This is a genomic window from Domibacillus antri (assembly GCF_001936625.1).
GTDB lineage: Bacteria > Bacillota > Bacilli > Bacillales > Domibacillaceae > Domibacillus > Domibacillus antri.
Window position 1 is genome coordinate 1 of record NZ_MSDU01000042.1, and the last position, 11,389, is coordinate 11,389.

Annotated in this window: 13 protein-coding genes and 2 tRNA genes; 3 read left to right on the forward strand and 12 right to left on the reverse strand. The window is 43.2% G+C overall.

Annotated features, from left to right (window positions below):
• Positions 1-223: 223 nt before the first annotated feature.
• From BTO30_RS14545 to groES, 3 genes are all read right to left on the reverse strand, one after another.
• Entirely contained in the window at positions 224-1,171 is a 948-nt protein-coding gene (locus tag BTO30_RS14545) for a hypothetical protein (protein ID WP_075399437.1), read from the reverse strand.
• 199 nt (positions 1,172-1,370) lie between these two features.
• Entirely contained in the window at positions 1,371-3,002 is a 1,632-nt protein-coding gene (gene groL / locus BTO30_RS14550; RefSeq protein WP_075399438.1) for a chaperonin GroEL, read from the reverse strand.
• 58 nt (positions 3,003-3,060) lie between these two features.
• Entirely contained in the window at positions 3,061-3,345 is a 285-nt protein-coding gene (groES, locus tag BTO30_RS14555; RefSeq protein WP_075399439.1) for a co-chaperone GroES, read from the reverse strand.
• 209 nt (positions 3,346-3,554) lie between these two features.
• Between groES and BTO30_RS14560 the strand changes: the two genes are divergently transcribed.
• Both BTO30_RS14560 and BTO30_RS14565 read left to right on the forward strand, forming a co-directional pair.
• Entirely contained in the window at positions 3,555-4,301 is a 747-nt protein-coding gene (locus BTO30_RS14560; protein WP_075399440.1) for a CPBP family intramembrane glutamic endopeptidase, read from the forward strand.
• Positions 4,302-4,313: 12 nt separating this feature from the next.
• Positions 4,314-4,511 (forward strand): YdiK family protein, encoded by a 198-nt coding sequence (locus BTO30_RS14565; RefSeq protein WP_075399441.1) that lies wholly within the window; start codon positions 4,314-4,316, stop codon positions 4,509-4,511.
• Between the two features lie 14 nt (positions 4,512-4,525).
• Here BTO30_RS14565 and tatC read toward each other — a convergent pair whose 3' ends face one another.
• From tatC to BTO30_RS14580, 3 genes are read right to left on the reverse strand one after another with little or no spacing between them, the layout of a single operon-like run.
• Entirely contained in the window at positions 4,526-5,287 is a 762-nt protein-coding gene (tatC, locus tag BTO30_RS14570) for a twin-arginine translocase subunit TatC (RefSeq protein ID WP_075399442.1), read from the reverse strand.
• Positions 5,288-5,305: 18 nt separating this feature from the next.
• On the reverse strand, positions 5,306-5,485 hold the full coding sequence (locus BTO30_RS14575) for a twin-arginine translocase TatA/TatE family subunit (protein ID WP_075399443.1): 180 nt from the start codon (positions 5,483-5,485) through the stop codon (positions 5,306-5,308).
• Between the two features lie 56 nt (positions 5,486-5,541).
• On the reverse strand, positions 5,542-6,195 hold the full coding sequence (locus BTO30_RS14580; protein ID WP_075399444.1) for a redox-sensing transcriptional repressor Rex: 654 nt from the start codon (positions 6,193-6,195) through the stop codon (positions 5,542-5,544).
• Positions 6,196-6,344: 149 nt separating this feature from the next.
• Here BTO30_RS14580 and BTO30_RS14585 point away from each other — a divergent pair, with 149 nt between their 5' ends.
• Positions 6,345-8,267, forward strand: a complete 1,923-nt coding sequence (locus tag BTO30_RS14585) for an ABC-F family ATP-binding cassette domain-containing protein (protein ID WP_075399445.1) — start codon at positions 6,345-6,347, stop codon at positions 8,265-8,267.
• Positions 8,268-8,432: 165 nt separating this feature from the next.
• On the opposite strand, the gene tsaD is transcribed toward BTO30_RS14585, so the two are convergent.
• The 6 genes from tsaD to BTO30_RS14615 form a co-directional block, all read right to left on the reverse strand.
• Entirely contained in the window at positions 8,433-9,452 is a 1,020-nt protein-coding gene (gene tsaD / locus BTO30_RS14590) for a tRNA (adenosine(37)-N6)-threonylcarbamoyltransferase complex transferase subunit TsaD (RefSeq protein WP_075399446.1), read from the reverse strand.
• Positions 9,452-9,898, reverse strand: coding sequence for a ribosomal protein S18-alanine N-acetyltransferase (rimI, locus tag BTO30_RS14595; protein ID WP_281248625.1), 447 nt, complete (start codon positions 9,896-9,898; stop codon positions 9,452-9,454). The genes tsaD and rimI overlap by 1 nt, the downstream gene beginning before the upstream one ends.
• Positions 9,891-10,601: a tRNA (adenosine(37)-N6)-threonylcarbamoyltransferase complex dimerization subunit type 1 TsaB gene (gene tsaB / locus BTO30_RS14600; protein ID WP_075399447.1), complete on the reverse strand. Its 711-nt coding sequence runs from the start codon at positions 10,599-10,601 to the stop codon at positions 9,891-9,893. The genes rimI and tsaB overlap by 8 nt, the downstream gene beginning before the upstream one ends.
• The gene (gene tsaE, locus BTO30_RS14605) at positions 10,582-11,064 is read right to left on the reverse strand and encodes a tRNA (adenosine(37)-N6)-threonylcarbamoyltransferase complex ATPase subunit type 1 TsaE (protein WP_075399448.1); all 483 of its coding nucleotides are present in this window, start codon (positions 11,062-11,064) and stop codon (positions 10,582-10,584) included. The genes tsaB and tsaE overlap by 20 nt, the downstream gene beginning before the upstream one ends.
• 117 nt (positions 11,065-11,181) lie before the next feature.
• A tRNA-Asp gene (locus BTO30_RS14610) sits at positions 11,182-11,258 on the reverse strand.
• A 9-nt stretch (positions 11,259-11,267) separates the two neighbouring features.
• Positions 11,268-11,341, reverse strand: a tRNA-Met gene (locus BTO30_RS14615).
• Positions 11,342-11,389 lie beyond the last annotated feature (48 nt).

An 11,389-nucleotide genomic window follows, 5' to 3' on the forward strand; every position in this document is an offset into this window, starting at 1 on the left:
TTTTTTAAGTGCCACAAACAATTCATCATACCGGGAGGTGCTGCGGGATTATATGCGTTGTTTGATTGGGGGCTTACGAATTACTTTACGCTAAATAGCTTTTCTTATAATAATAAAGTTGTTTCGAGTGTCAATTCCTCCTTATACTATCATTCATACAATAAAAGATAGCATCTCTTTAATAAAAATGGCCTTGGATCAGATAGCGATCCAAGGCAGATTATTAAGCTTCCTTTATACTTTCCTCAATTAACTTTTTTCCACTTCTCTCAAACAATACTCCTATATCTTTAAGCGTAACATTATTTTCTTCACATAGTTCTCCTATGACAAACAATGCCCATTTTTTACGTTGGGAAGCTTCTTCGTTATGTGTCCAAGTCTTTTTTTCAATGTCTGCATTATACGATTTTTTTAACGTTAACAGTAAAATTACATATACAGTTAGAGTTACATTAACTAATTCATGGTCAACAGTTAAAGTTTCTCCTTTTTCACTTGTTACATTAGAAAGATCTTTGTTTATATAGCAGGTAGAATTATCAGCCAGTCGCAACGTCAATGACATTTTAGGTAAAGTAAATCCAAAACCAGCTTCATAAACACTTTGGTTACTCCCTAATCCGGAAAGTGCAGGCAAGGAGCCTAAGACGTTAGTCCCCGTGCTCTTGCTATCATACTCTGCTTTATCTGTTAACTGAGCAACATTTGAGACATCTGTAAGTTTGATTTTATAGGTTTTGTCTGAATCATGCTGAAATTCCTTACCTACATTAGACAATAGCCAGTAAAAGAATTTACTGTCAAACCCAAATTGAAGGACATTATTAAACTTGAGCTTTTTCCACTCTTCTTTTTTATTCCCTTGTCTTCCTTGACCAAAAAGAAGAGAACGAACTCGTCCTTCTTCACTCAGTGAGACTTCAACTACAACGTATATTTGACCATTTAAATCAAAAAATACAGCACTACAATAACGATTAGAAACCCTTAAGTGTCTTTCAATAACAACACCAGTTTTAGTATCTCCATTACTTATTGCTCTATCTTTACCTTCAGATTTTTGACTACCAACTCTCCAATTGAAAGCGGCAACGTCAATGAGTTTTATTACATCACCCAGAAAGGATTCATGCCCGTTTAGTTTTTTAAGAATGATACCCGGCTTCAAAAATTCACCATCCTTAATTTTCCGACTTTTCTTAAAGGACGATATAAAAAAGAAAAGGGTTTTGCGCTTTCCTTATAAGAATTGAAAAACAATTTATTTTCTTTCTATGAGTTTTTTATGATTTTTTCAAATTCAGAAGAAAACAAAAAAACGCCAAACCCTGATAAATCAAGGTTTGACGCTTTTTCGGGGGATGATGTTACATCATGCCGCCCATTCCGCCCATGCCCATGTCAGGCATGCCGCCGCCAGCTCCAGGTGGTTCTGGCTTGTCTGCTACGACTGCTTCTGTTGTTAAGAAAAGTGCTGCAACAGATGCTGCGTTTTGAAGGGCTGAACGCGTTACTTTTGTCGGGTCTACGATACCTGTTTCGATCATGTTCACCCATTCGCCAGTTGCCGCGTTGAAGCCGATGCCGATTTCTTCGCGTTTCAAGCGGTCTACGATAACGGAACCTTCAAGACCTGCGTTGCGTGCGATTTGACGAAGCGGCTCTTCCAATGCACGAAGAACGATTTTCACGCCTGTAGCAACGTCGCCTTCGCCTTCCACTTCTGCAACTTTGTTGTATACGTTCACAAGCGCTGTACCACCGCCGGATACGATCCCTTCTTCAACCGCTGCGCGTGTTGCGTTAAGGGCATCTTCAATGCGAAGTTTGCGCTCTTTCAATTCTGTTTCTGTCGCTGCGCCGACTTTGATCACGGCTACACCGCCAGCAAGTTTCGCCAGGCGCTCTTGCAGCTTTTCACGGTCGAATTCAGAAGTTGTTTCTTCAAGCTGCGCGCGGATTTGGCTTACGCGGCCTTGAATGTTTTGTGATTCACCGGCACCTTCAACGATTGTTGTGTTTTCTTTTGTGACAACAACTTTCGCCGCACGGCCAAGCTGTGTGATATCTGTTGATTTCAGGTCAAGGCCAAGCTCTTCTGTGATTACTTCACCGCCAGTTAAAATCGCAATGTCTTCGAGCATCGCTTTGCGGCGGTCACCGAAACCAGGCGCTTTAACCGCTACTGCGTTAAATGTACCGCGAAGTTTGTTCACAACAAGTGTCGCCAGCGCTTCTCCTTCTACATCTTCAGCGATCAAAAGAAGCGGCTTGCTTTGTTGTACAACTTGCTCAAGAACAGGAAGGATTTCCTGAATGCTTGTAATCTTTTTATCAGTGATCAAAATGTACGGATTATCAAGCACCGCTTCCATTTTGTCTGAATCAGTGATCATGTATGGAGATGCATAACCGCGGTCAAATTGCATACCTTCTACAACGTCAAGCTCTGTTGTGAAGCCTTTTGACTCTTCGATTGTAATAACGCCGTCGTTGCCAACGCGTTCCATTGCTTCCGCGATCAATTGACCCACTTCTTCGTCAGCTGAAGAAATCGCCGCAACTTGAGCGATGGATTCTTTGCCTTCGATTTGTTTTGAAATGTTTTTAAGCTCCGTTACAGCTGCTGCAACCGCTTTGTCCATTCCTTTACGGATGCCGACAGGGTTCGCGCCTGCTGTTACGTTTTTCAAACCTTCACGGATCATGGCTTGGGCAAGAACAGTCGCAGTTGTTGTACCGTCACCGGCAACATCATTTGTTTTGCTTGCAACTTCTGCTACCAATTTCGCACCCATGTTTTCGAATGCATCTTCTAATTCGATTTCTTTCGCGATCGTTACACCGTCATTTGTAATAAGCGGTGAGCCGAATTTTTTCTCCAAAACGACGTTGCGTCCTTTTGGTCCAAGCGTTACTTTTACTGCGTCTGCAAGCTTGTCTACACCTGCAAGCATAGAGCGTCGTGCTTCTTCACTAAATTTAATATCTTTAGCCATTTAAAAGTGCCTCCTCTAATGTTTTCTATTTATACGGTTCGTTTAGTTAGTTAAATGATCAGCCGATAACAGCTAAAATATCGCTTTCGCGGAGCAGCAAGTATTCCGCGCCTTCGTATTTTACTTCTGTACCTGCGTATTTTGAGAAGATGATGCGATCGCCTTCAGCTACTTCAATAGCTACACGCTCGCCGCTTTCTAGAACACGTCCTGTTCCAACTGCCACGACTTTGCCTTCCTGCGGTTTTTCTTTCGCAGAATCAGGAAGTACAATTCCGCTGGCTGTTTTTTCTTCAGATTCTACCAGTTCAATTACTACGCGGTCACCTAGTGGTTTTAACAAGTGAAACCCCTCCTCAAAAATAGATGAATAATTTTTATTAGCACTCTACTCAGATGAGTGCTAACACATTTATTATAATAAATGAAATCGTCTTAATTTTGCAAGCGTAAAGCAAAAAAATTTTTAATCTGTGTAAGACCGCTTATTTGAAGGGCTTCTCCTTTATTAGTACAATGGGATGTAAGTGAATTAAATAAAGGGGTTTTTAAGTGAAAAAAGAATACGGGTTTATATTGATTACGTACATTTTAATGCAGTTTTCCGGCATTGTCGGCGTACAGTTTCTTTTTTGGATTGGTGTATCCGCAGGTGCGGAGCCGGATCGAATGGCCGCCGCAGCGCCTGGCTATTGGACCGTCATCAGCTTTGCGCTGGCCACGCTTATTACTTTACTCATTTTGCGAAAGTCTGCCTATAAAAACAAAATTGAACAGCAGCCGCCTGTTTCTGCCGGCGCTGCTGTCATCTGGTCCATTTTGGGCGTATTTCTCGCGTTCTCAGCTCAATATGCCGCCATCATTATTGAGACTGCGCTCGGCATTGAACAAGGATCTGAAAACACCCAGGATATTATTGAAGTTGTTAAACAGGTGCCGCTTATGATGCTCTCCGTCGCCTTATTCGGCCCCATTTTGGAAGAGATCGTTTTCCGGAAAATTTTATTCGGCTCTTTGTATAATAAAATGCCGTTTTTCTTTGCCGCACTGATCAGTTCGCTCGTGTTTTCGATTGCACACGCAGAACTCGATCACATTCTATTATATGCAGCAATGGGATTTACATTCGCATTTCTTTATGTGAAAACAAAGCGGATTATCGTCCCGATAGCGGCGCACGTTGCAATGAATACTTTCGTAGTGCTGATGCAATATGTATTTGCGGATGAAATTGAAGACATGATGAAAGAATCGGAAAAACTACAGCAAACGCAGCAGTTTATTGCTTGGCTTTTGTAAGGAGGAACAAAGATGAGACAGTCACCACTCGCATCAGGGATTTTTTATAACATACTCGGCGTCTTTTTCGTTTTTCTCGCCATTCAGGATGTAAATGCGAACAGCTTTGGCTTTTTTACGTATTTGCTTATCTTGCTGGCAACACTCGATATCGGCACCGGTCTCCGGCTGCTATTTCTTCACTTCAAATTAAAGAACAGCCAAAAATAAAGAATCCGCCCAGCTTATTGGGCGGATTCTTCTCGTTCAAGCGCAGCTTTCGCTTCAGCCTGAATCACTTTTTTATATCCAATTTTCGAAACGAAAATGCTCACTTCATATAAAATAAACAACGGAACACTCACCATCATATGTGAAATAATATCAGGCGGTGTAATCAATGCCGCAATGACGAGCAAAATAAAGTACGCATAGCGGCGGATTTGTCCTAAAAATGCCGGTGTCACAATGCCAAGACGTGTTAAAAACAGCGTCACAACCGGAAGCTGAAATAAAAATCCAAAAGGAATGGTCGTCTGGAATAAAAATTGAAAATATTCATTAATCCCGATCACCTGCTCAATATTCAAATCATTCGACAGGTTCATCATAAAATGAATAATGTACGGGAATAAAATGAAATAAGAAAAGGCCAGTCCCCCTAAAAACAGAAGAACAGAAGCAGGAATGTAGCTCAATGTTACTTTCCGCTCTTTTTCATGCAGGCCCGGGCTGACAAATGCCCAAAGCTGATACAAAATCACTGGAGACGTTAAAATAACACCGATCACAAATGCCATTTGAAAATAAATTTTGATCGGATCGGTCACGCGGAAAGCGTTCATTGTCAGTTCTGCCGCTTCATCCGCATGCTGTAAATAGTGAATAAGCGGCTTTGCCAGAAGCAGCCCGCCAATCACGGCAATAAAAAAGAAAACGACGACAATCATAAGCCGTTTTCGGAATTCCTCTAAATGTTCATATACCGTCATGTCTTGTTGACTCATTTGTCAATCATCCTAACGTTACTTGTCCTCTTTTTTGTCCTCTTTCCGATCGTCATCATCATCGGCCAGACCTTTTGTGGAGTTTTTGAATTCTCTCAATGTATCACCGGCTGCCCGTCCGAGTTCCGGAAGCTTTTTCGGTCCAAAAATAAGCAATGCCGCGGCGCCGATCACAACCATGCTGCCAACACCAACCATTGGCACACACCTCCCTTTCCTACCATCATAACTGATTTATCGACCAAATTCCATGATCATTTTTCGACAGATTCGTCCGGATAATTTTTCAAGAAATAAACGAGCGACTGCAGCTCAATCGCCAGATCAATATGATGAACGCGAATCTCCGGCGGTACGTTCAACCGTGCCGGGGTAAAATTCAAAATCCCTTTAATATTCGATTGGACTAACCGGTCTGTAATCGTCTGTGCCGCTGACTGTGGAATGGTTAAAATCGCTACCGGCACGTCTAGCCTCGCAAGAGTGTCTTCCAGTTCATCCATATGATGAATGGGTACTTCCCCAATTTTTGTCCCGACCTTACTCTCTTCTATATCAAACGCTAATTGAATTTTTGTATTGTTGTTTTTTAAAAAGTTATAATTCAGGAAAGCTGTTCCGAGATTTCCGACGCCGATTAATGCCACGTTTGTCACTTCATCCTGATCAAGCGTTTTCCGGAAAAAGGACAATAAATAACTTACATTGTAGCCGTACCCTTTTTTACCGAGTGCTCCGAAATAGGAAAAATCTCTCCGTATCGTTGCCGAGTCCACCTTCACCGCTTCACTCAGCTCAGCCGATGACACACGCTGCTTTCCGGATGAATGCAAATTTTGAATAAACCGATAATATAAAGGCAGACGCTTCGCTGTTGCCTGTGGAATTTTCGTCGAATCGCTGTTCATTTTTATCCCCCTAACTTGATACCGCTTACACATTTCGTTTTCTCTTTACATTACAATCATAAATCTTTGTCGCCTTTTTCACAAGAACTGCTTCTTTTTCGTTGCCCGCTCACTCTTCCTCAAGTAAAGTGAATAATGAGGTGAAAAACATGATACTTCTTCAAGTACAGCAGCTTTCGAAATATTATGGAGCTGAACTTATTTTATCGAATATTAAGCTCGAGGTGCAGACAGGCGACCGAATCGCTCTCGTCGGAAGAAATGGTGCCGGCAAATCGACGCTCTTAAAAATGATAGCCGGACAGCTCTCACACGAGTCTGGCGCGATAATGAAACCGAAAGACGTCACCATCGGATATCTTGCCCAGGATACCGGCCTTGAATCTGATTTATCCATATGGGATGAGATGAACAGCGTCTTTGACGGGCTGCGGGAAATGGAAAAGCAGCTCCGCGCGCTTGAAGCCGATATGGCAAATCCAAACGTGTATAATGATCCAAAACGATATGAACAGGTGATGACTGCCTATGATCATCTTCAAAATGATTTTAAAGAAGCGGGCGGCTATCAATACGAAGCCGATCTACGGTCCATTTTACATGGATTTAAATTTCACGAGTTTGATTACGGCACGCTTATTTCGACATTAAGCGGCGGTCAAAAAACACGTCTTGCCCTCGCGAAACTGCTGTTAACAAAGCCGGACATTTTAATTCTTGATGAACCGACCAACCATCTGGATATCGATACGCTCTCATGGCTTGAACATTATCTGCAGGGGTATTCCGGTGCCATCTTAATCGTATCCCATGACCGTTACTTCCTTGATAAAACGGTTAATCAAGTGTACGAGGTATCACGTCATAAAATTCGCAAATATACCGGCAACTACAGTAAATATTTGATTCAAAAAGCGGAACAGTACGAACGTGAGATGAAACAATTTGAAAAACAGCAGGAAGAAGCGACAAAATTAGAAGCGTTTATTCAGCGCAATATTGCCCGCGCTTCCACCACAAAGCGGGCGCAAAGCAAACGAAAACAGCTTGACCGGATGGACATGATGGCCCGGCCGGATGGTGATGAAAAGCCGCCTGGTATGCTGTTTGACATTAACCGGCAAAGCGGAAATGAAGTTTTAAAAATCGATCAGGCATCCATTGGCTATAATAACACGATCATCAGTTCCGTTCTTTCATTTGACATTTCCAGAGGAGAAAGCATCGCGCTCGTTGGGCCGAATGGCGTGGGCAAATCAACTTTGCTGAAGTCCATCACCGGCGCACTTCCTCTTCTATCCGGCGAAATCCGTACAGGAACGGGTGTCGAAATTGGCTACTACGATCAGGAGCAGTCTCATTTGAACCGCTCGAAAACAGTGCTCGCTGAATTATGGGATGACTACCCGGGCACCCCGGAAAAAGACATCCGAACCATTCTCGGTACCTTTCTTTTTTCAGGAGATGACGTATTAAAACCGGTTGCGGCACTGAGCGGAGGCGAAAAAGCCCGCCTTGCTCTTGCAAAATTAACGATGCAAAAAGCGAACTTATTAATACTCGATGAACCGACCAACCATCTGGATCTTGACAGTAAAGAAGTGCTTGAAAACGCACTGATTGACTTCCCTGGCACACTCTTATTTGTTTCTCATGATCGTTATTTCATTAACCGGATCGCCACAAAAGTCGTTGAACTTGATAAAACCGGAGTCACCGTTTATCTTGGTGATTACGATTACTATGTAGAAAAGAAAAACGAGCAGGAAGAACTCGCTGAACTTCAAACAGCCATTACCGCTTCGTCTACATCAAAGACGGCAGCCTCAGATTCCTATAAAACGGATAAAGAGCAGCGTAAAAAAGAACGTCAAAAGCTGCGGCGTATTGAAGAAATCGAATCAGAAATCGCTGCGCATGAAGAAAAAATAACGGAAGCAGAAGACCTTCTCTGCCTACCGGAAATATATGAAGATCATAAAAAATCAATTGATTTGCAGCAACAGCTGGAGCAGGCAAACAAGGCGATTGAAACATTAATGGAAGAATGGGAAATGCTTCAGGATGATTAAACGAAAGCATGGTGCTATCCACAGCATCATGCTTTTTTATACACAGTATAGAACAAAAAAACACCTTGAAATTAATACTTTCCACAGTACTTATACACATTATCCACAATTTATATCTATTTTTATCCACATTATCCACAAAAAAAGACAGGCAGCGCCCGTCTTTTAAAATTGTTCCAGATCCAGACCAGGATGACCGTTCATATCAAGGCCATCCCGTTTTCCTTGTTCAAATAAAACCGTTCCTGCCGCGGCAATCATCGCCGCATTGTCTGTGCACAATGAAAGGGGCGGAATCAATAGTTCCACTTGGTCTATTTCACTGAAAGCGTGCTCAAGCGATGAACGAAGTCCTTTATTTGCCGCTACACCGCCCGCTAATAATACTTGTTTTACACCGTATTCTTTGGCTGCCCGCACCGTTTTTTCCGTCAGTACGTCCACGACACTCGCTTGAAAGCTTGCCGCCAGGTTTTCCGGGATAATTTCTTCACCACGCTGCTCGGCATTATGAACCGTATTAATAACAGCAGATTTCAAGCCGCTAAAACTAAAGTCGAATGACCCTTCTTCAAGCCGGATTCGCGGCAATGCATACGTATCATTGCCTTCCGCCGCCAGCCTATCAATATACGGACCTCCCGGATACGGCAAGTTCAATGTACGTGCCACTTTATCATACGCTTCTCCCGCTGCATCATCACGCGTTTCACCGATCACTTCAAATGAACCGTGTTCTTTCATATAAACGAGTTCTGTATGTCCCCCTGAAACAACAAGTGACAAAAGGGGAAACGACATTTCCTGTACTAAACGGTTCGCATAAATATGACCGGCAATATGATGAACACCGACAAGCGGAATTCCGTGCGCAAAGGCAATCGCTTTCCCCGCATTCACGCCGACTAATAACGCGCCAACGAGACCCGGACCTTTCGTCACCGCAATCGCGTCTATATGTTGAAACGTCAACTCCGCCTGTTCGAGTGTTTCCTCAAATACAGAGATAATCTGCTCTACATGGTGACGTGACGCAATTTCAGGAACAACGCCGCCAAATCGTTTATGACTCTCGATTTGAGAAGAAACGACATTTGCCACAATCTCTGTGCCGTTTTTAATGATCGCCGCAGCTGTTTCATCACAGCTCGTCTCAATTCCAAATACAAATGTATCTTTTTCCATTATAAGTTCACCCACATTACTAAAGCATCTTCCATATTATCGGTATAATATTGCTTCCGGATTCCACCCGGTTGCAATCCGAATTTTTCATACATCGAGCGCGCCGGCGTATTGCTGACCCGTACTTCGAGAGAAAGAACCGATCCGCCATGTCGTCTCGCCTCATTCATAACGTAAGCCATTAATTTCTCACCATACTGTTTTCCCCGATATTCCGGTAAAATCGCGATATTCGTTATTTGAACCTGGTCATACACAATCCACATGCCGCAATATCCGATTACGCGGCCATCTACTTCCGCCACATGATAAAGCGCAAAACGATTAGATATCATCTCATGTTCAAACGCTTCTTTTGACCACGGAATCGTAAAGCTGAGCAGCTCCACTTCATATACAGCCGGAATATCCTCCAGCGTCATGGGCCGAATTAATAGCTCACTCACTTGACTGAGCCCTCTTTTCGTTTGCTTCCAGCCACTTTGCTTCTGCTTCCGCCAGCCGGGCATAATACGGTATGACCTGTTCCGGGTCCTGAGAATCAGCACTTTGTCCGAGCGAAATAAGCGCAGCCGGACGCGTGTAAGGGACAGATTTGCCTGCAAACGCAGCAGCACTGCCCATGATCTCTGCAATGACCTTTTCATGCTGAACACTTTCCTGGCCGACAAACAGTACTGGCTCCCCGATACTAATCAGCTCCTGACACCAGTCCGTAATCAGCACATTCCGATCTTCTTTCACTGTCTCGACAAACCCATTTGATAATCGATAAAGGCCCGTAAAGACTTGTCCTCTGCGAGCATCAAACACGGGGCAGACAAGACCTTCAATTAATGGAGCCGATGCTGCCAGAGAGGCCAGTCCAGATACCGCTGTAAGAGGGATTTGCAAAGTCCATGCCAATGTTTTTGCAATTGTTACGCCAATGCGCACGCCAGTGTAAGAGCCCGGTCCATTCGCTACAACAATCTTGTCTAAATCACCCGGCTTCATTTCCACCTCATTCATAAGTGCTTCAATTGCAGGCATGACCCGAACAGAGTGATTCTTTTTCACGTTTGTCACTTGTTCAGCTAGTATGACATCACCATCAGACACCCCAACTGATAATGTGTATGTAGATGTATCAATCGCCAGTACTTTCAAAGTCCATCACCTTCTCACGTATTCGATCATAACGATCGCCTTTAATATTCAAAACCACTTCTCGCTGCATCTCAACACCCGTATGATATATATTTATTTTCACATACTCAGCCGGCAGCTGATCTTCAATAAAATGTGCCCATTCCACAACAGAAATACCGTCTCCATAAAAATATTCGTCAAACCCAAGATCTTCTTCTGAGTCCTGTCCGAGCCGGTATACATCCATATGATAGAGCGGATATTTCCCTTTATATTCTTTTATAATCGTAAAAGTTGGGCTGCTTACGTTTTTTTTGACACCAAGCGCCTCGGCCAGTCCTTGTGTAAACGTTGTTTTCCCAGCGCCAAGATCTCCTTCCAATAAAAGAACATCTCCCGGCACAAGCAATGAAGCGACATGAGCAGCAAACTTTTTCATTTCTTTTAAGTCATGAATCGTATATTTATAAGAAGATGCCATTCTTTTACCTTCTTTCCTCGAAAAAAAACCTTAGGATGTATGATCCTAAGGTTTCCTATTATATCGTTATTATATCGAAAATATTTAAATAAAAAAAGAGAACTTCATTCATGAAAATGGCGGTCCGGACGGGACTCGAACCCGCGACCTCCTGCGTGACAGGCAGGCATTCTAACCAACTGAACTACCGGACCAAACAATTATTGCGGGGGCAGGATTTGAACCTGCGACCTTCGGGTTATGAGCCCGACGAGCTACCGAGCTGCTCCACCCCGCGGCAATAGAAAAATTTTATTTAAAAATCGCCAGGCGGCGTCCTGCTCTC

Coding starts and splice junctions, on each gene's coding strand:
- groL (WP_075399438.1), bottom strand. CDS start 3,002: ATGGCTAAAGATATTAAATTTAGTGAAGAAGCACGACGCTCTATGCTT.
- BTO30_RS14565 (WP_075399441.1), top strand. CDS start 4,314: ATGAGACAGTCACCACTCGCATCAGGGATTTTTTATAACATACTCGGC.
- BTO30_RS14580 (WP_075399444.1), bottom strand. CDS start 6,195: ATGAACAGCGATTCGACGAAAATTCCACAGGCAACAGCGAAGCGTCTG.
- tatC (WP_075399442.1), bottom strand. CDS start 5,287: ATGAGTCAACAAGACATGACGGTATATGAACATTTAGAGGAATTCCGA.
- BTO30_RS14575 (WP_075399443.1), bottom strand. CDS start 5,485: ATGGTTGGTGTTGGCAGCATGGTTGTGATCGGCGCCGCGGCATTGCTT.
- tsaE (WP_075399448.1), bottom strand. CDS start 11,064: ATGGCATCTTCTTATAAATATACGATTCATGACTTAAAAGAAATGAAA.
- tsaD (WP_075399446.1), bottom strand. CDS start 9,452: ATGGAAAAAGATACATTTGTATTTGGAATTGAGACGAGCTGTGATGAA.
- BTO30_RS14585 (WP_075399445.1), top strand. CDS start 6,345: ATGATACTTCTTCAAGTACAGCAGCTTTCGAAATATTATGGAGCTGAA.